Below are 24,542 nucleotides of genomic sequence, written 5' to 3'. Positions count from 1 at the left end.
ATGGAAACCGTGATGATGCTGACCGACTCCAACCGCGCGATCCGGCTCAAATGCGCGCTTCAAGCCGATGGACTCGTGCTGTTCCGGATGCGCGGCCACGAGGAACTAGGGCGTCTCGCGCAGTGGGACCTCGAACTGCTTGCCGAGCGCTCGGATCTGGCGGTCGCGCCGATGCTGGGCAGCGACCTGTCCGTGAGCCTCGAACTGCCGGGCGGTGGCGAGCGCGAATTCAACGGCATCGTCACCGCCTTCGAACTGGTTCGCCCGGCGAGCGCCAATCCGAACCGGCCGGCCGCGTATCGCGCCACGGTCCGGCCGCGTCTGTGGCTGCTCACGCGCGCATCGCACTATCGCTTCTTCTACGAGATGACGGTGCCGGCGATCGTGAGCCAGGTGCTGGCCGGTTATCAGATCGACTTCGACAACCGCTGCACGGCGAGCTATACGAGCCGCGAGCATTGCGCGCAGCACCGCGAGAGCGACTTCGATTTTGTCAGCCGTCTGCTCGAGCACGAAGGCATCTACTACTACTTCGAGCATCACGGCGGCAAGCACAGGCTGATCCTCGCGGATTCGCCGCAGGTGCACACGGCGACACCGCATTACGCGCAGATTCCGTATCGCGCGCAGATTGCTGCGCCATCGGAATTCGAATGTATCTATGCGTGGTCGTGCGGCGGCGAGGTGCAGGCCGGCATCAGCGAAGTCAACGACTACGATTTCGAAAAGCCGGTGCAAAGCGCCCAACAGGGCTTGCTGAGCCGCGCGCTGCGCACGCAGCCGCTCGATCCGGTGCTCTACGCGATGCAGGAACACGGCGTCGGCTATACACGGCATGCCGACGCCGACCGCTACGCGCAGGCGCACGTCGAGGCGCATCAGGCCGCGAACGAGCGCTTGAGCGGCCGTACCACGGCGCGCGGCATCTGCCCCGGCGGCCTGTTTACGCTCACTGGGCATCCGCGTGGCGACCAGAACGGCGAGTACCTGGTCGTGTCGGCCCGGTATGAACTTCAATCGGACACCTACCTGTCCGCGCGAGAAGCCGGTGTGCCGCGCTTCGTGTTCGACAGTTCGTTCACGGCGCTGCGTCACGACAGCGCGTTTCGCACTGCCCGGCTCACGCCCCGTCCACGCGTGTGCGGCCCGCAGACGGCGGTGGTGGTGGGGCCGGGCGGTGAGGAAATCCATACCGACAAGTACGGCCGCATCAAGGTGCAATTCCACTGGGAGCAGTTCGCGCCACCCACGGGCGATCAGGCGTTGCAGCGTTGCTGGGTGCGGGTCGCCCAGGCGTGGGCGGGGCAGCAGTGGGGCGCGTTCTTCTTGCCGCGTATCGGCCAGGAAGTGTTGGTGGAGTTTATCGAGGGCGATCCGGATCGGCCCATCGTCACGGGCAGCGTCTATAACGCCGCGCACATGCCGCCGTATGCGCTGCCCGAGCATGCCGCGCGCGCGACCTTCAGGAGCAACTCCACGAAGGGCGGCGACGGCTTCAACGAAATGCGCTTCGACGATAGCAAAGGAAGCGAACAACTGTTCTTCCATGCGGAGCGCAACCTCGATACCTATGTGAAGCACGACGCGCTGTACTGGATTGGCCACGAGCGGCATGTGATCGTCAAAAGCGACGATCTGGCGCAGTGCAGCGGCAATCGCAGCGATGCGCTCACTGGCAATCACAACGGCAAGATCGGCGGCAAGCTGTCGCTCGACGTCGGGCAGGACACCCAGCACAAGTCCGGCATGAACCTCGCGCTCAGTGCGGGCGAAAACATCGACATCAAGGGCGGCATGAACGTGACGATCGAAGCGGGGATGATGCTCACGCTCAAGGCCGGCGGCAACACGATCGTGCTCGGACCGGAAGGGATCGCCATCAGCGGCGCGGGGCCGGTGACGATCGATGGGCCGATGGTGCAGATCAATTGCGGTGGTGGCGGCGGCGGTGCGGGGGCGCAGAGCGCGTCGCCCGATGCGCCGACCGACCCGCAACAAGCTGACGACGGTTCGCGATGAACACGCTCGCCTACCACTTCGCGCCTGGCGCACCCGGACACGATGACCCGCAGCCCGGATCACGCATGACGCTCGAAGTCAGATCGTACCAGGGCACGTTACTCGCGGCGCCGCTTGCCCGCTGCTTCGATGCGGCGGGGGGTGCCATCGGCCGAGGGCCCGATAACGCACTGGTCCTGCCGGACGCGCTGAAAACCGTGTCGCGTGTGCAAGCGCGGGTCGATTGCGCGGACGGTGCATGGTGGCTGACCGACCTCGGCAGCAACCCGAGCCGGCTGAATGGCCGGCCGGTGACGGCTCACGCGCGCAGCCAGCTCGCCGATCGCGACCGCCTGGAGATGGGCGCGTATGTGCTCGACGTGACGATCGAAGCGCTTGCCGTCGCGCCAGCGAGCAATGCGAGCCACGACGCGGAAGGTGTGTTTGCTCTGACGGACCCGGATCACGCCGCGGATCTGCTGGGCGGCGTGCCACCGTTCGCAACCGATGCGCTGCTGGGCGATCCACTCGCGCAGGCGGCCGTACTGGCGGGTGCGCGCTTGCCTGGCGCGCCGTTCGATCCGCTGGGCGCGCCGCTGCGGCAGTCCGTGCAGGCAGCGGATGGACGCGCTGCGTTCGCCGGCTCGGAACACGATCACGTGTCGCCGGAGCAGTTCGCTTTTGTGCCGCCGGAAATGGCGCATGGGGTTCAGTCGGCGCTCAGCATTCCTGACGACTATGACCCATTGAACGATGCGGCGCTCGGGCGGCATGCGCGCAGCCACGGCGAAGGTGGCGCCGATGCTGTCGCGCCCCGAACGGTCGCTTCGACCGTCGTGGCGCAATCCGCCGCCGCTGCCTCGTCCGATCTCACACTCGCGGCGCTGCTCGACGGCCTCGGCCTCGACCGGTCCGCCGTGCGCGAGCGCAGTGGCGCCGACGTGGCCCGTCTGGCGGGCCGCATGCTGCGCACGGCAGTCAGCGGCACCGTGAACGTGCTGCTGTCACGTTCGGTGCTCAAGCGCGAGGTGCGGCTCGACACCACCTTGCTTTTGCAGCGTGACAACAACCCGCTGAAGTTCTTCCCCGACGGCGACAGCGCATTGCAGCAGATGCTGAGCGGCCGCGGCAGCGGCTACCTGCCTGCGGAAGCCGCCCTGCAACGTGCGTTCGAGGACATCCGCGGGCACGAACTGGCGGTGCTCGCCGGCATGCGGGCCGCGCTACAGCACGTGCTGGGCCGCTTCGATCCGCACGTCCTGAGCGCCGCGTCCGAGGCGCAAGACGCGCGCGGCTGGCTCGGCAAACTGCCCGGACGCCGCAAGGCTCAACTGTGGGACCAGTTCACCGCGCTCTACAGCGAGCTTGCGCGCGCGAGCGACGACGACCTGCAGGCGCTGTGCGGCAGCGCCTTCAACGATGCCTACGAACGGCAAGCCGGCCTGTTGCGCGATGGCCAGCCGCTGACCTCCACTCATTCGCAGCGAGATGACAATGTCCATGAATAACAAGGTGATCTGGTCCGAAGGCATGCTGCTGCAGCCGCAGCACCTGCAGCAACACGACCGCTATCTGCACGCGTTAATCGACACGCGTTGTGCGGCGCTACGGCCGTACGCCTTTGGCTTCTCGTCGCTGTCCATCGATACCGAACAGCTCAAGCTCGGCCGGATCGCGTTGACCGAGTGTTCCGGCGTGCTGCCGGACGGCACGCCGTTTCGCCTGCCCGCGGATGACGAATTGCCGCTGCCGCTCGCCGTGCCGGAAGGCGCGCGCGATCTGAAGGTGGTACTGGCGTTGCCGGTGTCGCGGCCCGGCGTGCCGGAGGCCGCGTATGCCGGGCGCGGCGACGCGCACGACAGTTTCACGCGGCACCGGATCGCCGAAACGGAAGTCCGTGACAGCAACGACGGCGCCACGGGCGCCGCCTTGATGCAGGTCGGCAACCTGCGCCTGCGGCTCGCGTTCGAAGCGGAGGTCGCCCATGCCTATGCATCGCTGGGCGTGGTGCGGGTGGTCGAACGGCGCGCCGATAACCGCGTCGTGCTCGACCCCGGCTACGCGCCGCCGTGCGTCGACTATCGCGTCACGCGCCGGCTGGCGTCGTTCGTCGATGAATTGCTGGGCCTGCTGCATCAGCGCGCCGATGCGCTGGCCGCGCGCCTGTCCCAGCCGGCGTTGACGGGCGCAGCCGAGATCGCCGACTTCCTGCTGCTGCAGGCGCTGAACCGCGCCGAGCCGCTGTTCGCCGCGTTGGCGACGAGCACCGGCTTGCATCCGCACGACCTGCACCACCATGCGCTGCAACTGGCCGGCGAACTCGCGACCTTCTGCCAGGTCGGCAAGCGGCCGGACGCATTTCCGGTCTATCGGCACGAGCGGCTCGACGAGACCTTTACGCCGCTGATCGACGCATTGCGCAACGCGCTGAGCGCGGTCATGGACCCGCATGCGGTGCCGATTCCGCTCGAAGAACGCAAGTACGGTTTGCGGGTGGCCGTGGTGCCCGACACCGACCTGTTCCGCTCAGCGAGCTTCGTGCTCGCCGTGAAGGCGGACCTCGCCCCGGCGGCGCTGCTGAACGGCTTCCCTCCGCAAGCCAAGCTGGGCCCGGTCGAGCGGATTCGCGATCTGGTGAACCTGCAATTGCCGGGCATCGGGCTGCGCGCATTGCCGGTCGCGCCGCGCCAGTTGCCGTTCCACGCCGGGTTCACCTACTTCGAACTCGAACGCGGCAGCGACTTGTGGAAGCAGTTTGCGACCTCGGCCGGCGTGGCGCTGCATGTTGCCGGCGACTTCCCCGGACTCGCGCTCGAGTTCTGGGCCATCCGTCCATGAGCGGGCGCGACGCCAGCCCTCGTATAAGGAACCGATCGTGAATACGCCGTCTCCATGGCCGCTTGACGCCAACTCCGACGAAACCATCCTGATTCCGCAGCCCGGCGGACGGCGCGGGGCCGCGATGGGCCCGCCCTTTGCGATGCCGTCCGCTGTGCCCGCCGATGCGGCGGCGCGGCGCACTGCGCCGTCCGCCGCCGCGCGGACAGAGCGCGCACCGCAGCAGATACTGGGCGGCGCACCGCTGCCATCGCCAAACGCCGCACCACCGCCCATCGGTCAGGCCGCGCCCGAGCCTACACCGGCCGCGGCCACCGCGCAGCAGAGCGCCACTCGCGCCGCGTCGCCCGCGGCCGCCCGCCGCGCGCCGCTCATCGCAACGGCCAGCGGCTTGAACCCACTGGTGCGCGCGGCCAATCCGCTGCTCGACCTCGCCTTGCCGCTGCGCACCTTGCCCGCCTGTGCCGATGTCGAAGGGCTGCGCGCGCAACTGCTGCAGATGGTGAAGCTTTTCGAAGCCGAGGCGCGCGCGAGCGGCTTCGACACCGAACAGGTCGCCGCGGCGCGCTATTGCCTGTGCACCTGCATCGACGAAGCCATCTCGGGCACGCCGTGGGGCAGCGGCATGTGGGCGAGCCGCAGCCTGCTGGTGATCTTTCACAACGAAGCATCCGGCGGCGAGCGCTTCTTTCTGATCCTGCAACGGCTCGCGCAGGACCCGGCGCGCAACGTGGATGTGCTCGAACTGATCTACGTGATGCTGTCGTTGGGCTTCGAGGGCCGCTACCGGCTGATCGAGGGCGGACGGGCGCAGCTCGAATCGGTGCGCGAGCGTCTTGCGCAGATCATTCGGGTGCAGCGCGGTTCGTTCGAAGCTGAGTTGTCGGTGCAATGGCAGCCGGTGCAGCGTGCGCGCCGCTCGCTGACGCAACGGGTGCCGCTCTGGGTCACGGCCGCGTTGGCGGGCGTGGCGCTGGTCGCAACGCATATTGCACTAGGCGTGAATCTGAATCGCGCGTCGGACCAGGTCTTCGACGCGTTGAATGGCATCCGCGTGAGCGCGCCGCCCCTGATGCCGGCCGTCGCCGCCGCGCAGCCGGCCGCGACGGCGAAGCTCGCGACCTTTCTGGCGCCGGAGATCGCACAGGGACTCGTCAGTGTGCGCGACAGCGCCGACCGCTCGGTGGTCACCATCAATGGCGATGGTCTGTTCGCGTCGGGCAGCGCGGCGCTGGAAGCGGCCTACCAGCCACTGATGACACGCATTGGGCAAGCGCTGCAGGCGGTGCCCGGCAAGGTCGTCGTCACCGGGCACACCGACAACCAGCCGCCGTTGTCGGCACGCTTCCCGTCGAACTGGGCTCTCTCGCAGGCGCGCGCCGACAGCGTGCGGACCTTGCTTGCCGCCACCACCACGGGCACGCCGGAGCGTTTCAGCGCGGAAGGACGCGGCGATGCCGAGCCGCTTGCGTCCAATGACACCGCTGCGGGCCGCGCGAAGAACCGGCGCGTCGAGATCACTTTGCTGGCACCGGGAGCGTCGTCATGACGCGCCGCTGCACTTCCATTACCTATGCGGGAGTCGTCGCATGAAAAAGCTTGCTGGTTGGATCAGGACGCCGCAGGGCCTCACGCTGCTCGGGGTTGCCGCACTCGCGCTGGTGCTGTGGTTCGAAGGGCCGCTGGTGGCGTTCGGCGGCAGCGTGCCGCTCGAAACCGATCGCAGCCGCTGGATCGCGGTTGCCTGCCTGCTGCTGGCGTGGGCGCTCGGCTGGTTCGTTCACTGGCTGTTGGCGCGGCTCGTCAATCTGCGCTTTGTCAGCGGTGTGGCGGCGCAGAACAGCGCGGCGATGACGGACGACAGCGGCGCGCTCGCCGCATCACGCGCCGCCAGCGCGGAAGTCGCGTTGCTGCGGCAGCGCTTCGAGCAGGCGCTCGCGGTGTTGCGAAAGGCGCGCATGAAGGGCAGCTTCGGCAGCCAATGGCTCTATCAGTTGCCGTGGTACATGTTCATCGGCGCGCCGGGCACCGGCAAGACCACCGCGTTACAGCATTCCGGCCTGCGCTTTCCGTTGCGCGACATGCTGGGCCAGGACGCGATCGGCGGCGTCGGCGGCACGCGTCACTGCGACTGGTGGTTCACCGACGAGGCCGTGCTGGTCGATACCGCCGGCCGCTATACGACCCAGGATAGCGATGCGCAGGCCGACCAGTCCGCCTGGGACGGCTTCCTGAGCCTGTTGCGCAAATATCGCCCGCGCTGTCCGGTGAACGGGATCATCGTGACGCTGTCCGCCGCGGATCTGGTGCAGCAGGACGACGCCGCGCGTGCCGCGCACGTGCGGCTGATCCGCGCCCGTCTGAGCGAACTGGCGGAGCGTCTGGGCACGCGCTTTCCGGTCTATCTGGTCGTGACGAAATGCGACCTGCTGGCGGGCTTCACGGAGTTCTTCGACGACCTCGGCCAGCACGAGCGCGAACAGGTGTGGGGGATCACGTTTCCGCTCGACGAAAGCGGCCGGGCCGAGCAGGCGCTCGGCGCGTTTCCGGCCGGGTTCGACGCGTTGGGTGAACGGCTGCAGGCGCGCGTGCTGGCCCGGATGCAGCGCGAGAGCGACGTGCGGCGGCGCGCGCTGATCTACGGTTTTCCGCAGCAGTTTGCCGGTCTGCAGCCGGCGCTGCGCAGCTTCCTCGACGACGCGTTCGGCGGCACCCGCTATGACGCGCCACCCATGTTGCGCGGCGTGTACTTCACGAGCGGCACCCAGCAGGGACGACCGATCGACCGGGCCATCGGCGCGCTGGCGCAATCGCTCGGGCTGCGTCATGACGTCGGCGTCAATCAGGGCGCCGCCGGCCGTGCGTACTTCATCAAGCGGCTCCTGAAGGACGTGATTTTCAGCGAGGCCGCGCTGGCGGGCGCGAATGCGCGCCTCGAACGGCTGCGCACGTGGCTGCAACGCGGCGCGCTGGGTCTGATCGGCATCGTGCTGGCGCTCGCGCTGGCTGGCCTCGCGATCAGCTATCAGCGCAACCGCGCGTATGTGGCCGAGTTCAATCAGCAGATGACCCGGCTCCAGGGCCTCGCCCACAGCGCCGACCCGCAGCGCGATCCGCTTGCGCTGCTGCCGTTGCTCGATGCCGCGCGCGATCTGCCCGGCGGTTATGCCGATGCGGGCAAGCCGGTGCCGTTGCTGACGCGCCTTTGGCTGTACCAGGGAGACAAGCTCGGCGCCCAGGCGCGGGTGACCTATCGCCGGCTGCTCAACGAAACGCTGCTGCCGCTGGTGGTGCAGCGTCTCGAAGCTCAGTTGCGGCGCGGCGCTGCGAACCCGCAGGAATACCAGTATGAAGCGTTGCGCACCTACCTGATGCTCGGCGACCCGCAACACTACGACGCGAACACCGTACGCGCGTGGGTCGACCTCGATTGGCGGCGCGATGTGCTGCACGATGCGAGCGCGGAACAGCGCAATGCACTCGACGGCCATCTTGCGGCGCTGTTCGACAAGCGGCGTTTCGATCCGTCATTGCCGCTCGATCGCCACCTGATCGAACAGGCGCGTGCTTCACTCGGTGAGTTGCCGCTGGAAGAGCGTCTGTTCAACCGCGTGCAGCGCGATCTCGAACAGGCGAACCTCACGCCGTTCAGCGTCAGCGCCGCAGCGGGTCCGAACACGCCTTTGCTGCTGACACGCACGAGCGGCGCGCCGCTGACGGGCGGCGTACCGGGTGCGTACACGCGCAGCGGTTATGCACGTTTTGTGCAGCTGCGCGAGGCGGCGCTCGCGGACGTCGCGCGGGACGCGTGGGTGCTCGGCCGGCAAGACGTCGCGCCCACTCCGGCAGGCACCGACGCGTTGCGCGGCGCGCTCACGCAGCGCTATTTCGACGCCTATGACCACGCGTGGGATAGTCTGCTGGCGGACTTGAGCGTGGTGCCGTTCGCCAACCTCGCCGATGGCGCGCGGATCGCCAACCAGTTGGCGGCGCACGATTCGCCGCTGCGCAATCTGATCGTGGCGGCGGCCCGCGAGACCACCCTGGCGGATCTGGCTGTAGAGGGGCCGGCCATCGGGCAGCGTGCGCGTGATGCAGCGACGGGTACCGCGGGCAGCGCCATCGTCGGGAGCGCCGGCAAAGAGGGGGCGGACGGTGCGTCGGGCACGACCCTCGCCGGCGCATTCGATGCCGCACGCAAGCGCCTTGGCGCGGCGCTGGGCAATGCGTCCGACCCACCGCCAGCCGGTTCGGCAAGCCAGGCCTCGCTCCCCACGCCGGTCGACGCGCACTTCCAGACCTTGCACGAACTGGCCGGCAAAGCGGCTGCGGCGGCTAACGGCGACATGGCTGCCGCGGACAATGCATCCCTCGATCAGGCGTTTGCGCCGCTCAAGGACGCCGCGCTCTACCTCGAAGCAGCCGATGCGGCGCGCCGCCTCGGCCAGCCGGCGCCGGCGGGCGACGCCCTGAGCAAGCTGAAGCTGGCGGGCCAGACGCAACCTGCGCCATTGACGGGGATTGCAGCGGCGCTATCGGCGGCAGGCGGCGAACTGCTGCAAGGCGGCGAGCGCGCCCGGCTCAATGCCCTGTGGACCTCCAGCGTCGGCCCACTGTGTCACAGCGCGCTGGACGGCCGCTATCCGTTAGTGCGGACTTCGACCCGCGATGCGGCCGCCGACGACTTCGGCAAGCTCTTCAGCCCGGGCGGCCTGATCGACGATTTTTTCCAGAAGAATCTCGCGAATCTCGTGGATTCGAGCACGCCGGTGTGGCAATGGCGCGCGGGGGCGGCGCCGCTCGGCCTTTCGCGTGATGTGCTGGCGCAATTCCAGCGCGCCGCGCAGATCCGCGATGCGTTTTTCCGTAACGGCGGGCGCGATGTGTCGATTCGCTTCGGCATCAAGCCGCTCTCACTCGACTCGTCGCTGACTCAGGTGACGCTCGACATCGACGGCCAGCAACTGGTGCTGACGCACGACGCGCTGCAGTCCGCGCAATTTCAGTGGCCGAGCGGCAAGAACACGGGCCGCGCGCAGGTGGACTTCACGCCGCCGCCAGCGGGGCAGCGCGCGTCGTTTGACGCGAGCGGCCCGTGGGCGCTCCTGCATCTCGTCGATGCGGGGCAACTGGAAACGACTGCGCAAGCGGACCGTTTCCGCTTGAGCTTCGATTCGGCGGGCCGCAAGGCGGTTGTCGAACTCGACGCGGCCAGCGTGGTGAATCCATTCAGGCGAGCCGCCCTCGAACAGTTTAGCTGTCCGACCCATCTATGAAGCGCGGACCCGGATTGGCCGGTTGCTACGGCAAGGTGCGCTGCAACGGCGATTTTGTCACTCGACACTTGCCGCCCGAGTTCGTCGCGCGCTGGGACCTGATGTTGCAGGCAGGTGTTCTGCAAGGCCGGGGCGCGCTGGGTGACGACTGGTTGGGGGCCTACCTGAGCGCACCGCTGTGGTACTTCGTGCTCGGCGCTGACGTGATGGGTCCGACCGCGTGGGCCGGGGTGCTGATGCCTGGCGTGGATAGTGTCGGACGTCATTTCCCGTTGACGATCACGGCGCCACTGGATGCCTGCATGCTTCCCACGTGGGTGGCCGAGGCGCGACCGTGGTTCGTCCGCTGCGGTGAACTCGCGTTGGCCACGCTGGAGAGCGGCGCGCGGCTCGCGGAACTGGAAGCCGGACTCGCGGCGCTTGCGGATGGAACGGGTGAAAGCGATCTGCCTGACCGCTTGCCGCGCGATGCGATGCTCGCGAGCGTAGCGGATGCCATACGCGCTGGGACCGCTGGCAGCCGTGGGCACTGCGTTTGGTGGACTGACGGTGGCGAGACGCTCCCGCCGTCGATGCGCCGATGCGCGGGTCTTCCGGATGCGTTGCAGGTCGCGGGGCTGTTTTACGGCGGCACCGCGGGTTGGCTATCGCATGGTCCGTGGCCGGGTGGCGCGCCCGAGTGACTATCGAGGTTCGCGGTACGGGCGCGGCACAGTGAGAGCGATGCCTGCTTACCGCGTCAGGGATTCAGATGCCACCGGCGGCCGCATTGTCATAGCAGGCCACCACCGCCGTCACGTTATCTTTTCCACCCGCATCGAGCGTGAGTTCGACCAGCCGCTGGCAGGCCGCCTCCAGCGTATCGACGCTCACCGCTGCCAGCACCGCTTCGATCTCATGATGCGGCACCTCGCCATACAAGCCGTCGCTGCATAGCAGATAACGATCGCCCGGCGCACAGGGATGGGTCTCCACCACCGGCGCCACCGCTGGCAGCGGACCGAGCGCCTGAAGCAACACATTGCGCGGCGGCAAATGGTCGATGTTGCCGAGGTCGAGTGCCTGCTGGTAAAGCGTCTGGTCGCGCGATAACTGCAGCAGCGCACCGTCGCGATAGCGGTACAGGCGGCTGTCGCCAACCTGAAACGCCACGAGCAGATCCGATGCCGCAGGTTGCCAGAGCCCGGTCACCGTCGTGCCCATGCCGCGCTCGAGCGCGCCAGGCTCACGCGTATTCAGCGCATAGAGCGTGGCATTTGCCTGATCGAGCGCATCGAGCAGGGTGCGTATCGCGTCGAGCGCGTCGTCGTGAACCGTGGCGTCAGGATCGCCGGCAGTGACCGGGCCAGCGCTTGCGCGCGGTGTCGCGGCGCAGGCGGCGCCAACGGTTGCGGCGATGCGTTGCAAAGCGGTCTCGCTGGCGAGTGCGCCGTCCGTGTGACCGCCCATGCCATCCGCGATCACGATCAGGCCGAGCGCCGGGTCGATCAGGAAATGGTCTTCGTTGACCCGGCGCACCCGCCCTGGATCGGACAAGCCGCACGCGGTGCAGTGGTTGAAGCGGTGGAGCGTGAGCGACAGTGTGGCGGAACGCATGCGCGGTTCTCCTGCGGGCCGCCGTCGACTCGACGCGGCCGGTTGGTTCGGTATGGATTCAATCCGTTCTCAATCCAGTGGCGCGCAGGAAACTGGCGCGGTCGTGATCGTTGGAAATCGCTTCGGCGAGCCGCTGTTGCAGCATCCGCAGATCGAGCGCGCGCGGGGCTTCCCGTTTGACGATGAGCTGTGCAATCGGTCCGAGATAGACCGCCAGTTGCAGCGCGGCGGCGCGGATCTGCTCCGGGGTCAGCGACGTGGATGGCGCCGAGCCGTCCAGCGAAGTCACATCGCGCTGCGCGGTCTGCGGCTGCGAAGGTCGCGGGCTCGTATCGGTGCGCAGGCTAGCGTGCCACGTTTCTTGTGCGAGCGTGCTGAGGGCATCGGCGAACTGCTTGCGGCCCTTGTCGGAAGGAATGTGCGGGACTAGCAGCGCGCTCAGCGTCGGCAAATCCGCGGCTCGGGTTGCCGCGCGGGCGACCAGCAGGCGCGCGACCGGGCCGACCTGAGCGGCGAGCCACGCCTGGACCGCGGCGAGATCGCCAGCGGGCCAAACGGTGGGGAGCTTTTCAACCGTAGCGGGGGCAGGCGGCGGCGGGACAGCCGACGCGGCGGTCCCGCCAGAGGCCGCCGCCATCAACACGGTGCGGTCATTGTCGGCGCAGGTCGAATGCGATGACACGCCGTTGAGCGCCTCGAACAAGGCCGCACGCAGTTCGGCCGGCGTCTGGTAACGCGCGGCCCGCTCCTTCGACAATGCGCGCATCAGCACCGCGTCGAGCGCGGCGGGCAGGGTCGGATTGCGTTGCGTGGGCCGCGGCGGCGTATCGCGCAGCACCTGTTGCATCACCGACGCGGGCGGCCCCGCAAACGGCCGCTGGCCGGTCAGCATTTGGTACAGCACGACCGCTGCGGAGAACAGGTCCGAGCGGCCGTCCACCGAGTCGCCGCAGAACTGTTCCGGCGCCATGTAGCTCGGCGTGCCCACCACCGAGCCGACCACGGTCATCGTCGACGATTCGATATGGGCGATGCCGAAATCCGTGACTTTCAGTCGACCGCGTGGGGTGACGAGCAGGTTGGCGGGCTTGATGTCGCGATGCACGACGCCGTGCTCATGGGCGTAAGCGAGTCCGGCAAGCAATTGCGTGAACCAGTCGAGCGCGGCGTGAAGATCGAGCGGCTCGCCTGCGCGGAGGAAGGCTTCGAGGCTGCGTCCGTCGACGTATTCCATCGCGATGTAGGCCGTGCCGTCGGCTTCGCCGTAGTCGTAGACCGCGACGATGTTCGGGTGCGACAGGCGCCCCGCAGCTTGCGCCTCGTTGCGAAAGCGCGCCATCAGGCTTGCGCGCTCGCCGCTGTCGAACAGTTCGTTGCGGATCGTCTTCAGGGCGACGCGGCGCTCGATATGCGGATCGAACGCGCGATACACGACACCCATCGCGCCGGCGCCGAGCGTCGTTTCGACCCGGTATTTGCCGAGCGACGTGATAGGAGCGGAATCCATCGTGGGTCCGTCAGCTCTCGATCATCCGGAACGCCTCGACGAGGCTGGTCTTCATGCGCGCAAACGAGGCCGCCAGCGAGGCGATCTCGTCCTGCCCGCGTTCGACGAAATCCGCGCCGTCGAGCTTGCCGAGACTGACTTCGTCGGCGGCTTGCGAGAGCGCGCGAATTCTCCGCGTGACGAGCAGATGAACCATGACGTTCAGCGCGATCAGGACGCTACCGAACACGGCGAGCAGCGACAGCAGGAACGTACGCAGCACGCCGTGGCTGCGGGCGATCGGCAGGGCCATCGGCACTGAGACGAAATCCGCCCCGATGGTTTCGTGCAGCGGCCAGTTGAAGCCGTTATTCGGACCGTATTTGTCGAGCAAGGTCTTGGGCGCGGCGGACGGCACGCTGTGGCATTCCATGCAGGCCGCGTCGTTGATCCGGTTGGGGCGAGCGATATACAGATTCGGACCGCTCGGCGTGTCGCGCAGGCCGACCACTTCCTTGAGTTCGGGCTTGTCGTGCAGGCGGCGGATCACATCGGTCTCCCAGTCGGTCGGCCGGTCGCGCGGATTGGTGGGATTGAGCATGGTCGAGCGGTATGAATAGCCGGCCAGGTGCTTTTCCAGCGACATCAAGGTCTCGACGGCGGAAAAGGCCGGCACCGACTGCGGCACGAAGCTGTACTTGAGCTGCGTTTGCAGCAAGGGCGTGACCTGGGTCGCGGTGTAGTTTTGCGAGGCGCTGGCTGCTTCCATCAAAACCCGCGCGTTCTGCACGGTCTCTTCGACGGCGGCGCGCTGCAACAGGTCGTTCGCGACCCAGCCGGCGCCGCCGAAACCCGCCGCGAAAATGCCGAGAAAAACCAGGTTGAATTTGACGCTCAGCGACAGTCTCATGACTCCTCCGCGGACGGACGTGGCGCACGCGGCCGCTGGGGCGGCAAGGGCGGCGGCGGGTAAAGGACAGGGCGCCATTCGGGTAACACGCGCAGATTGAGGCGGATCTGGGTGCGAAACGGCTCGGTATGGATGAGCGCGCGAAACCGCGCCACGAAGGTGTGGCGCACCGGCAAGCTGCACGTGAGCCAGTCGGCCAGATCCGCATAAGCAACCGGTCTGCCCTGGACCGGCGTGACGGGTTTCGCCGGGTTATGCGACGCAAGCGGAGTCAGCGGCGCGAGCGGGTCGCGAAACGGCAGCGGCAGTTGACTCACGAATGCTGTCGCAGGACGAGCGGACAGCACAGGCGGCTTGCCGGGCTCGCGTTCGAGGTAAGCATCGGCGGCGAGGGTCTGCGGCGCGTCCCGGCCTTCCGGCAAGGTCACCACGGCGCTGCCAGTTTCGACAAACAGGGCGCTCGACGTACCGGTGGCGTGGACCGCGCTCGAACCTTGCCGCAACGCGATGTGTATCGATGACGTATCCAGCAGCAGCGGTGCGGGGCCGCCAGCGCCCGCTCGGGCCAGCTTGATCCACCCCGCCAGGAGTGACAGCGAGGGCAGCCCGGCAGCGTCTTCACCATGGGGCGGCGCGTCGATCGAGAGCCGCGTCAGCGGGCCGAGCGCCACCAGCGTGCCGTTGGCATCTTCCAGTTGGGCGCCGGACTGGGCGTCCGTTGTGAGGAGGTCGCCGGGCTGCGTGGCGAGCGGCGCGTCTACCGCGAACACGGAGGTGCCCCGGATCAGCGTCACTGAGCCCTCCGGTAACAGCAGCAACGCCGAGGCATGCGTGAGCGGCGTGACGCACAGGCATGCGGCCATGGTGCCGCGCCGCAGCCAGGCAACCATGCGTGACGTTGCGCGTTGCGGAAGGTTCATCGCCGCCGCTCCTCGATATGAGTGGGATCACGTCGAGAACAGCCAGAGCGTGGCTTCTATTCCATCGGAAATTTTTTTATCGATGCGTGGAACAAGCACGCGGGCTCGGCTGTTTTCGGCAGGACGGGAGCGGACGGCGGAGTATCCGGCAGGATTGCGTGCACGCCATCGCCGTGCGAACCCGTTTCGCTCGCGTTCAACGCGTGATCGACGCGTGATCGAGGCGCGTTGGATCGATATATATTCAGGATAGCGATCTATTTATTCAGGCCAACCCGGATCGCCGAACCACTTAAAGGAAGCTATATGATGCGTCACTCCATTCTCCATGTTGCGGCCGCCGCGCTCTGCCTGGCTGCTTCGTCGACTTATGCCGCGTGGCACGTCGACAGTTCCGAATCGACCCTTTCCTTTGTGACTGCCAAGGCAGGTGCGCCTGGCGTTGGCGGCATCGAAGAGGTGCAGACGTTCAAACAGGTGGGCGGCTCGGTCGGCGACGATGGCAAGCTCCGCTTCAACGTCGATCTCGCCAGCGTCGAGACCAATATCCCGTTGCGCAACGATCGCCTGAAAGATCTGTTGTTCAAAGTGGCCGACTATCCGCAAGCGGTGTTCGCCGGTGCAGTCGATGTTCACCGCTTCGATGCGCTGCGTGTGGGTGCGAACGCCGATATCGAACTGACCGGCCAACTGACCATTGCCGGACAGAGCAAGCCGCTGAGCGCCAATCTACGCGTCGTCAAGCTCGCATCGAACGCATTGCTGGTCGGCACGCGCACACCCATTGTCGTGAATCTGAAGGATTACGGCCTGCAGGACGGTGTGGAAGCCCTGCGCTCGTTGATGAACCTGAATGTGTTGACGAGTTCGGCGCCTGGCAGTTTCTCGGTGGTGCTGCGCTCCGGCAACTGAAAGAGGCGTGCATGCGGCGGCACACGGGCGACCTGGCCGCGGCCGCTTCAGCGCCCCTTTCTACAAGACCGGCCAACTGCTCGCGAGCGGCGCCGCCGTGCCGACCCTCTTCCTTGCCGATACCGCGACAACGCTGATTGCGTCGGCCGGTCGCAAATCGAACCGTTGTTGAACCCGGCGCCGCCGCAGGGCAAGCCTGGTTTTCATTGCAGTAACCCATTGCCCCAGGAGACCTTCGATGCCTTCCAAAAGTTCAACGTTGCAGCAACTCGTGTCTTACGAAACCTGGATGAAAGACACGGCGCTGACCATTCAGCCACGCGATGCCCTGCTCAAGGCACTCGACGAGCAGATCCTCCAGTACCAGCGCAACCCGACCGTCTACCGCTTCTACGAGGTACAAACCCACTTCAAGGCGTGGAAGGAGGGCAGGGGCGCGGGCAACGCGTGGAAGAAAGATCCCCGCAATCACAAGCAGTGCTTTACGCGGCTTGATGAGCAGTTGAGGGGATTGGGGGATACGGATGTCGCGATGGGCGCGCAGAATTTTATGGCGCCCGCGCTGATCAATTCGAGGCTCGGGGTGCTGTATCTGTTTGCCAATACGTCGATCGAGGACAGCATCTTCCGGGTGGTCCTCGAAGGAGCGTTCGACGTCACGACGGCGGGATTGGGGACTGCGCCGGACAGCAATACGGCGGCGTCGCGTGCATCCGACATATTGGACCTGGCGCAGAAGCCCGCCGGGATGGCGGCGGCCAAAGTCCAGGACAAGGTGACCCAGCATTTCGGCAAGAAAGTGGTCCCCGCCAGTCAATTGACCTCGGGCCCAACCCCGCCCATGCCCACCGACAGCAACTTGCGACGGCTGTACGAGGCGATCCGCGCCAAAATCAACGACGCGGCGACCAAGCTCTGGGGCATGATCTGCGACAAGATCGCCGATATCCGCAAGGACCCCGGTGGCACCGCCCTCGACGTGCTGCCGGGGATGCTCCGCAAGCTCGTGAACTTCCTGTGCGGCAAGCTGTTCGCGGCTGCGGCTCCGTTTATCGGCGCGGGTCTGGATCTGGCCAAGGGTATCGCCAACACCATCGATGCCAGCATCACCAAATACCGCGAATGGGTCGCGGGGCGCGACGTTCAGATTCTGACCGGACATCCCGGCACGATCGTCGAGGCGATTCGGCGGTCGATGTCGCTGAGCGTGGGCGAGGGCGTCTATGACATGGTCAAGGGCGGGGCGAGTCTCGGCATTCAGATCGCGTCGCAGGGCGCCGCATCGATCGTCAGCGCGGTCGTATCGATTCTCGAAACGCTGGCCAAGACCATCTGGAAGATCGTCGAAATCGTCCGCATGAAGATGTTTTTCAGCCAGGCGCAAACGCATTGGCAAGCGCGCTATCAACGTGATGCGCTGCATACGCGGCCGATTGCCTTCAACAACTGGTTCAAGCGCTATTCGGTTTCGATTCCCGCGTTATCGGTTTTAGCGCTGAACTCCGGCATATGCGGCGACAAGATGCATTTTCTGGCGATGTACAAGGACGATGAAGCGGTGATCAGCCAGTCCGAGTTTACGGCCGGATGCCGCTATGTGGATGGACTGAAGATATGGGGGACGAGCTATCTGAACGATGCGGGATTCAGCTTCGCGTCCGAAGACAAGGTGGTGCAGGGCCTGCTCAAGCTGGCGCAAAGCCATACGGAGGAACAGAGCAAACGGGCCAGGGCATGGCAGGCGACGCTGGGGTTTCTGAATGGTTGACGAACCCGACAATTGACGTAGCCGTTTGCCTTCGCGGCGCGCCGGCGGTCACGCGACTTCGTGAAGCCGTGCATGGTTGCTGGCTGGCTGCCAACGCCGTGGCGGGCGAGGAACCGACATCCGAGTTTGTACTTCGTCTTGACGGGGCTCACTTCAACCGTTGCCACGAAACTTTCGATGCCCCATATCCGAAGCTCCCGGGCGTGACGTAGGTCAACCGGTCGCCATCAAGGGTAAATGGACGCCGCTGAACATCGCCGTCCCAATTCGGAAAGGTGCTGTTGTGGATGTGGAAAACAATCACTTGTCCGGCAGGATCGACGGTATAAGTGCCGAAATGGGCGAAGCTGCCCTGGACGATGCGCTGGTTCTCTTCCGCACTCCCCGATAGCCGGTTATCCGCCGCGAATTTCGGCAAATCCGCGCGAACGCCGACCAGGACGTAGCGGCCGTCGCTGCCGAAGATGAGTTGGCCCTGCGGATGCGGACCCAGCACCTCGACTTCGCTACCGCTTCTGAAAACGGTCAACGAGACCAAAGACCATGACCCTGCCAGGCCAGACGCCGCCTGGGCAAAAGTCTCTGGTGCGGGCAGGCAAAGTGCAAGGGCCGTCAGCGCGGCAGCGGGCAGGGTTTGGAGTAGCGGCTTCATGGTGTTCTCCAACGCGCGGGAGGTGCGATTGTGCCAATACGAAACACCGGACATTCCTTTGCACCATTCCTGGTGCGCTCGAACTCGCCAGGGAACAACTGATCTCTCCAGCACGATGCCATCCTTGCTCCGCAGGTATGCGCTATCGCCGCTACGGTCGAGAGGAACCACGCGGGTCGCCTGTATCGGAACGGTTCGCTTACAACGTCGCGGTACGATGCATGGTTCGCATTCGACCGCCAGAAGATACGCTTGTAGGATAGCTTTCCCGGCCACGACTTCCAACGAACATCGATACCGGAATGCGTGACAGCTGGGAGCTTTTCTATATTGAGGTCACACCTGATGTCGAAACGAGCGAATCATCGCGTGCGCACAAGGCCGTTTGAAATCGGCACGCAAAATGGCGAACCATCTTGCGTGCCTCGTCTACTGCCAACCTGCCTGGGCAGCGGGCGACGCCATTCTGTTACTGCAGCAGGGTCATCTGAACGACCTTGACGATAACCAGGGCAACCGCCACGACGAGATAGCCGCGCAGCACGCCCATCCAGACGCGGTTGGACAGCGTCAGCCTGGGCGGGGGCAATTCGTTCAAGGGTGGCATACGCCACGTGTCGCGCGCCGCCTTGGGATAGACCACCCCGTCGTCGTGCGTGGCCCCTGTTGCCGGTTCCTGGCGGCGCTTGCGCAACAATACTGTTGCAGCAAATCCCGCAATGGCGAGCAGCGTTCCCCCGCCTAGCATCTGAAGAATGGTCCGACCGGCGATGTCCGGGTACATGACGGACGCGGTGAGGATGATCGACAGCATCACCAGCACCCAAACGACCGCGCCGGTAAACAGGTTCAGCCTCCTGGAGTTGACCCAGGGACCCAGCACGGCCTTGTCGTTGCACAACAGCAGCAAAAACACCGTGGCGCTCGGCAGCAGTACGCCGGCAAGTGTCTGCACCGCTTCGGTCAGCAGTCCGAGCGGGCTGCCCGGAATCAATACCAGAGCGGCAGCGGCGGCAACAATGCCAAAGTAGACCAGATAAAAGCCTTTGGCATCCGAAACATTACGGTGCAGCGAATGGCGAATCTTGAACACGTCGCCGATCGCATACGCGGTCGACAGCGATACCGCCGCCGCGCCGATGATACAGGCATCCAGCAGCGCCACCGCGAACAGCACAGCGCTCGTGCGTCCCGCGTATCTTTCCAGGCCGGCGATGACGCCGCCCGCGTCCGTAAAGTTGCCGAATTCGGGGCTGCCGGCGAACAGCGCGGCACAGAACGAAATCATCGCGATCGCCCCGATCATGACGAAGACGATACCGATCCACAGGTCGGCCTTCTCGTATTTCATGAAGCGCGGCGTGATGCGCTTGTCGACGATGTAGCTCTGCTGGAAGAAAAGCTGCCAGGGCGCAACCGTGGTTCCGACAATGCCGATGACGAGCAGCATGACGTCACTGAGCTTCGAGTGAGCGGGCCAGTTCGGAATGAGGAGATCGCGCGTCATTTGCGAAACCGGCGGGTGAATCGACACCAGCACGGGCACCAGCAACAGGCTTAACGCGCACAGCACCAGAGCAAAGCGCTCGAAGCGCCGGAAATTTCCCGTACTGACGGCGGCCATCGTCAGCGCCGCGGCAATGCAGACGCCCGCAATCTTGGAGACACCGAAGAAGTCGAGGACAAACGTGATGCCGATGAACTCGGTCACAATCGTCAGCGCGTTGAGAATGAACAGGTCGACGACGCTGAATGCCCCCCAGAATTTACCGAAGCGCTCGAAGATGAGACGCGCGTGACCGACGCCGGTTACCGCGCCCAGGCGCAGCACCATTTCCTGATTGACGAAGAGGACCGGCACCAGCAGCAGAAGCGTCCACAGCAGCGTGGTCCCATAGTTCTGTCCCGCCTGGGTGTACGTGCCAAAGGCACCCGCATCGTTGTCGCCGACCATCACGATGAGGCCGGGGCCGAGAATGGCGAGCAGGGTGCGAAAGCGCGCCCACCAGGTTGCGCGTGGAGCGGTGTCATGGTACGCGATAGTGCCGAAAGCGCCCTTGATGTCGCCAAGGTGGGCATCATCGAGCACGGCCGTGCGTGGTGGTGCAACGTGCGATGGAGTGGACATCTTGTTTTTTCCCCGAGTATGAGTTGCTGAAGCGAAAATGCGCAACCCGGCATACGGAAGAGCGTCAGTCATCGGGAACAACGACGTCGCTTTCGTATGGCCGGAGGGCACGGGACTTACGAAACGAGCGCCCTGAGACGCTGCCAGAATGCGGCGAATTTGTGCGGTTCGCGGGCGTGCAACGCAAGCATGGCGTCGTAGTGGACGCGCGATTCACGCACGTGCGGCAGTTTCGGCAGGAGGAGGCCGAAGTTCATGATATTTCTCCGAGCGTCAGGCACGACGCGGTTCGCGGAAAGCCAGCAGACTCGGAGCGCGAGCGCATGATGCGCGCGACGGGGCGGTCTACTCGCGTCCCTCAGGTAAGGGGGAAGTGCGGCGGCATATGGGGTAACTATCACTGTCCGGCATGGCGGCTCCTTATCGGTGTCTGGTTCGCACTTCTGCTACGCGCGTCTGCTACGCGCGTGTTTATCCACGCGCTGGTTTGCGCCGGCAATTCGGATGGGCGCAAACGAACGCGGCCGCGAGTTGACGCTCGCGACGCGATGCCACGCGGACGCGCGTTAATGGCGCGTCCAGATGGCGCTAATCAGGGTGCACGGAGAGAAACTACAGCGCGCACCGTCTGCCTGCTGGCAGGACGGCGGCGAAAGAAGGGCGCGCGGACGTCCTGCCAGTCAGGCAATAAAACTGTTCGAAAGTCGACTACTGCAGGTGTCCAAGGCAAAGGCCCCTTTTTGTGAAGACCCTAAATTCTAGGCGCGTGAAGAATTGGAAGTCAACACGATTCGTTCAGCAGAGCCAATATAGTTTCGCGGTTCCTTGTGCAACGCGTTGAGAGGAGTCGGTATGCCACCGGAGTCTTTCAGAACATCAGACTGGAAAGGCATGCGAAAGCGCCTGTAGGCTGATACGGATGTGACTCGCCATCGTTTGTCATCCGGATACGTCAGGTGAATCAGCGTCCAATGCGTTCGGCTGGCCTGTCCTGCCCTCGGTCGACATGCCTGTTCTGACCAGTTGTACTATGGCCTGTGCCCGTGTATGCAAGCCAGTATATGGGGGCAGCCCAAAAACGGCATGAGAACCATAGACGTTCTCGCTTAAGGTGCGCTAGAGGGGCTTTGTGTTTCGCGGCTCCTTGATCCACTACGCTCCGTGTTCCACAGAAAAACAGGCAGGGGCTTCGCCATGGCATCGAAACAGGAAATAAGACGGTTCAGGGCAAACCTCGCCGATGAACTTCATAGTGCTGCGTTATACGAAACGCTCGCGAAGGTCGAGGAAGATGAAACCCGCAAGCAGGTGTATAGCGACCTGGCCAGATCCGAGCGCGAGCATGCGCAGGTGTGGGCCGAAAAGCTGAGAGTCAACGGCGTCCGTCCGAAGGGGAGCGGGCAAGCAGTCAAAACGCGCCTGATGCGCACAATGGTCCATTTTTTCGGCGCGGGTTTTGTATTGCCCACGCTTGCCGCGGCCGAGTACGCAGACCGGAACAAATATCACGGGCAACCGGATGCGGGGCACATGTCGGCCGACGAGCATCACCACGCCGAAGTGGTCCAGACGCTGGCACACAGCGGCGACCCGACCATGTCGCAAGGCGCGCGCATCGCCGCAGCGGAGTCATGGCACAAGGGGGTTTCGTCGGGCAACGACCTGCGCGCGGCAGTGCTCGGCGCGAACGATGGGCTGGTCTCCAACTTCTGTCTGATCATGGGTGTCGCGGGTGCGGGCACGGCCAACAAGGCAATCCTGTTGACCGGGCTCGCCGGGTTGATTGCCGGCGCCTGCTCGATGGCGCTGGGTGAGTGGCTTTCGGTGACCAACGCGCGGGAGCTGGCCAGCACCCAGATTGCTAAAGAAGCCGACGAGCTGGAGACTTCACCCGAGGCCGAAGAGCATGAGTTGGCGCTGATTTATCGCGCGAAGGGACTCGACGACGGGGAAGCGAAGCGCGTTGCATCGCAGATAATGCGCGACAAGGACAAGGCGCTTGATACGTTGACACGGGAGGAACTGGGTCTTGACCCGGCGGAGCTGGGCGGGAATCCGTGGTCGGCTGCCGGCGTTTCCTTCTGCCTGTTCTCGGTGGGCGCCATTTTCCCCGTCATGCCGTTCTTGTGGGCGCATGGATTCAGCGCCATCGCGCAGTGTATTGCGCTGAGCGCGCTTGCTCTCGCGTCCATCGGAGTCTTCACGTCGCTCTTCAACGGACGAAGTGCGGCTTTCTCTGCATTGCGCCAGGTTGCCATCGGCCTTATCGCTGCAGCTTTCACCTTCGGCGTTGGGCGGCTCCTGGGCGTGTCGGTCTCGTAGGGCCTGTCTATCCGCAGGCGTGCTTTCCAGCTTGCACCAGAGCGATTCGTCCGGGTCGAACAACGCCCGTCGACGGCGGTCGTGAGCTGACGGCTTGCGGCACTCTCGCTGCCGGCTAACATCATGACTGGCATCCGGACTCAATGCATATCCGGACGAGGTCATCCGAACGACATGGGGCCCGGCCATGACCATCCGCAAGCTGAGGATTCGAGCACTCGCGCTCTGCGCAGCCGGCGCGATACTGGGCAGCGGGGCAGCATTGGCAGACGAAGTCAAGGTAATGATTTCGGGCGGATTTGCGTCGGCCTATCGCGAACTGGGCCCGCAATTCGAGGAGACGACCGGCCGTAAGCTGATCACCGTCTGGGGTCCCGCGGTGGGTGCGGCCGCGAATGCGATCCCTGTGCGGCTTGCGCGTGGCGAGTGGGCCGACGTGCTGATCGTGGTTGGGTATGCGCTCGACGAACAGATCAAGGCCGGCAAGGTCTTGCCTGACAGTAAAGTGGACTTCGCACGCTCGGCAATCGGCATGGTGGTTCGCCAAGGGGCGCCGAAGCCGGATATCAGCTCGGCCGACGCATTGCGGCGAGCGCTGCTCGCAGCGAAGTCGATCGTCTATCCGGACAGCCCGAGTGGCGTCTATGTCGGCAGCGAACTGTTCTGGGGTCTCGGCATCGCGGGGCGGATGGAGGGCAAGAGCCGCATGATTCCAGCCGGGCGGGTCGCCGATGCCGTCGCGAATGGCGAAGCTGAAATCGGCATTCAGCAGGTCGTCGAACTGTTACCGGTGAAGGGGGTGGCGGTGGTCGGCAGTTTGCCCGCGGAAGTGCAGAGGTACACGGTGTTCTCCGGGGGAATCGCCAGCAGTGCGAGAAATCCGGCCGGCGCGCAGGCGCTGATCCATTTTCTGTCCTCGCCGGACGCGGCGCCCGCGATTTCGAGGACTGGGCTCGAACCGCTTCCGGCGACGCCTGAGAAATGAGCCAAACCCTCTCTAAAGAGAGTTGCCTCGTCCGGACCTGCAGTCATCACGAATCGCGCTTGGCGGTTGGTTTGTGTAGGTTCTCTGCTACCTGAGCTTAATCGCTGTCCGTAATCACCTTCCCGCTCGACCTTAGCGGCGAGTAAAAGTCGGATTTCGCTGCGTGGATTGCCTTGCAATTACCTATCTATGACCTATCGTACAGCCTACATATTAAAATTATTCAATGAAAGCAAGCGACATTCCAGGTAGAACGAATTAATTGAAATCAATGTAATTTACCTTGAAGTCAATAGATCGTTAAAAAGCCGATGTGGTGGTGTCTATGATTCATTTACCCAAGTTATGGCTCCGCCGCTGGCCGACCGCTGGTCTTTTTTTGATCTTCTTTGCCGTCGGCGCCCTAGCGAAATCTCCTTGTCCAGACTGGGTTGTTACCCCCGCCGGGAGCGCATTTAATGTAGCGGCGCTAATTTCTGACAACGGTTCGCAGCGAGCAGCCCTCGCGAAGGTACGCAGCGCGTTGGCGCGCGTGAATAGCGGTGGCGGATGCGAGTCAATCGCCGGCGACTCGGCCGCATGCAATGAAACGATTGCGCTCGCTAAAAAGGCCATAGCGGCCTTGGAAGTTTGTGAGGCACCGAATGCCCATGACAAACCAGCTCCAAAAACACGACTCCCTGTCGAGACAGTAGACGAACCTGGCCCGTAGCAAGGCACTCGATGACACGTGTGCCTAAACGAAGCTGCG

The 24,542-nt window shown here is 64.9% G+C and carries 17 protein-coding genes; 10 read left to right on the top strand and 7 right to left on the bottom strand.

The features are described 5' to 3' along the window. Genes PQR02_RS09130 through tagF form a run of 6 tightly spaced genes read left to right on the top strand, consistent with a single transcriptional unit; the run spans position 1 to position 10,795 of the window. The gene (locus PQR02_RS09130; RefSeq protein ID WP_408228620.1) at positions 1 to 2,019 is read left to right on the top strand and encodes a type VI secretion system Vgr family protein; all 2,019 of its coding nucleotides are present in this window, start codon (positions 1 to 3) and stop codon (positions 2,017 to 2,019) included. Continuing rightward, positions 2,016 to 3,506 carry a type VI secretion system-associated FHA domain protein TagH gene (gene tagH / locus PQR02_RS09125; protein ID WP_408228617.1) on the top strand — a complete coding sequence of 497 codons (1,491 nt, stop codon included), beginning with the start codon at positions 2,016 to 2,018 and terminating at the stop codon, positions 3,504 to 3,506. The genes PQR02_RS09130 and tagH overlap by 4 nt, the downstream gene beginning before the upstream one ends. Continuing rightward, positions 3,493 to 4,836, top strand: a complete 1,344-nt coding sequence (tssK, locus tag PQR02_RS09120; protein ID WP_408228614.1) for a type VI secretion system baseplate subunit TssK — start codon at positions 3,493 to 3,495, stop codon at positions 4,834 to 4,836. The genes tagH and tssK overlap by 14 nt, the downstream gene beginning before the upstream one ends. Before the next feature lie 37 nt (positions 4,837 to 4,873). Then, the gene (locus tag PQR02_RS09115) at positions 4,874 to 6,385 is read left to right on the top strand and encodes a DotU family type VI secretion system protein (RefSeq protein ID WP_408228611.1); all 1,512 of its coding nucleotides are present in this window, start codon (positions 4,874 to 4,876) and stop codon (positions 6,383 to 6,385) included. 40 nt (positions 6,386 to 6,425) lie between these two features. Continuing rightward, entirely contained in the window at positions 6,426 to 10,112 is a 3,687-nt protein-coding gene (gene tssM, locus PQR02_RS09110; protein ID WP_408228608.1) for a type VI secretion system membrane subunit TssM, read from the top strand. Then, positions 10,109 to 10,795 carry a type VI secretion system-associated protein TagF gene (tagF, locus tag PQR02_RS09105; protein WP_408228605.1) on the top strand — a complete coding sequence of 229 codons (687 nt, stop codon included), beginning with the start codon at positions 10,109 to 10,111 and terminating at the stop codon, positions 10,793 to 10,795. Before tssM ends, tagF begins: the two co-directional genes overlap by 4 nt. 64 nt (positions 10,796 to 10,859) lie before the next feature. Here the strand turns inward: tagF and PQR02_RS09100 are convergent, their stop codons facing one another. Genes PQR02_RS09100 through PQR02_RS09085 form a run of 4 tightly spaced genes read right to left on the bottom strand, consistent with a single transcriptional unit; the run spans position 10,860 to position 15,024 of the window. Beyond that, the gene (locus tag PQR02_RS09100) at positions 10,860 to 11,708 is read right to left on the bottom strand and encodes a PP2C family protein-serine/threonine phosphatase (protein ID WP_408228602.1); all 849 of its coding nucleotides are present in this window, start codon (positions 11,706 to 11,708) and stop codon (positions 10,860 to 10,862) included. Between the two features lie 58 nt (positions 11,709 to 11,766). After that, positions 11,767 to 13,215, bottom strand: a complete 1,449-nt coding sequence (locus PQR02_RS09095; RefSeq protein ID WP_408228599.1) for a serine/threonine-protein kinase — start codon at positions 13,213 to 13,215, stop codon at positions 11,767 to 11,769. 10 nt (positions 13,216 to 13,225) lie between these two features. Next, entirely contained in the window at positions 13,226 to 14,104 is an 879-nt protein-coding gene (locus PQR02_RS09090) for a Tll0287-like domain-containing protein (RefSeq protein ID WP_408228596.1), read from the bottom strand. Then, positions 14,101 to 15,024, bottom strand: coding sequence for a FecR family protein (locus PQR02_RS09085; RefSeq protein WP_408228593.1), 924 nt, complete (start codon positions 15,022 to 15,024; stop codon positions 14,101 to 14,103). Before PQR02_RS09085 ends, PQR02_RS09090 begins: the two co-directional genes overlap by 4 nt. A gap of 306 nt (positions 15,025 to 15,330) precedes the next feature. Here PQR02_RS09085 and PQR02_RS09080 point away from each other — a divergent pair, with 306 nt between their 5' ends. Both PQR02_RS09080 and PQR02_RS09075 read left to right on the top strand, forming a co-directional pair. Further along, entirely contained in the window at positions 15,331 to 15,936 is a 606-nt protein-coding gene (locus tag PQR02_RS09080) for a YceI family protein (RefSeq protein WP_408228590.1), read from the top strand. 238 nt (positions 15,937 to 16,174) lie between these two features. Beyond that, the gene (locus PQR02_RS09075) at positions 16,175 to 17,704 is read left to right on the top strand and encodes a phage tail family protein (RefSeq protein WP_408228587.1); all 1,530 of its coding nucleotides are present in this window, start codon (positions 16,175 to 16,177) and stop codon (positions 17,702 to 17,704) included. Positions 17,705 to 17,852: 148 nt separating this feature from the next. On the opposite strand, the gene PQR02_RS09070 is transcribed toward PQR02_RS09075, so the two are convergent. The 3 genes from PQR02_RS09070 to PQR02_RS09060 all read right to left on the bottom strand — a co-directional run bounded on the left by PQR02_RS09070 (position 17,853) and on the right by PQR02_RS09060 (position 20,741). Further along, positions 17,853 to 18,356: a lipocalin-like domain-containing protein gene (locus PQR02_RS09070; RefSeq protein ID WP_408228584.1), complete on the bottom strand. Its 504-nt coding sequence runs from the start codon at positions 18,354 to 18,356 to the stop codon at positions 17,853 to 17,855. Between the two features lie 469 nt (positions 18,357 to 18,825). Continuing rightward, positions 18,826 to 20,484, bottom strand: coding sequence for an NRAMP family divalent metal transporter (locus PQR02_RS09065; RefSeq protein WP_408228581.1), 1,659 nt, complete (start codon positions 20,482 to 20,484; stop codon positions 18,826 to 18,828). Between the two features lie 116 nt (positions 20,485 to 20,600). Then, positions 20,601 to 20,741, bottom strand: a complete 141-nt coding sequence (locus tag PQR02_RS09060) for a hypothetical protein (protein ID WP_408228577.1) — start codon at positions 20,739 to 20,741, stop codon at positions 20,601 to 20,603. 937 nt (positions 20,742 to 21,678) lie between these two features. On the opposite strand from PQR02_RS09060, the gene PQR02_RS09055 reads away from it, so the two are divergent. Together PQR02_RS09055 and PQR02_RS09050 are read left to right on the top strand one after the other, a co-directional pair. Continuing rightward, on the top strand, positions 21,679 to 22,806 hold the full coding sequence (locus tag PQR02_RS09055) for a VIT1/CCC1 transporter family protein (RefSeq protein ID WP_408228574.1): 1,128 nt from the start codon (positions 21,679 to 21,681) through the stop codon (positions 22,804 to 22,806). A gap of 187 nt (positions 22,807 to 22,993) precedes the next feature. Continuing rightward, a complete protein-coding gene (locus tag PQR02_RS09050) occupies positions 22,994 to 23,791 on the top strand; it encodes a molybdate ABC transporter substrate-binding protein (protein WP_408228571.1) in 798 nt (265 codons plus the stop codon). The last annotated feature ends 751 nt before the right edge of the window (positions 23,792 to 24,542 follow it).

The organism is Paraburkholderia sediminicola (assembly GCF_046026895.1).
Taxonomy (GTDB): domain Bacteria; phylum Pseudomonadota; class Gammaproteobacteria; order Burkholderiales; family Burkholderiaceae; genus Paraburkholderia; species Paraburkholderia sediminicola_C.
Note: the sequence above shows the minus strand (reverse complement) of the source record. Positions and strands in the feature narration are given on the sequence as shown.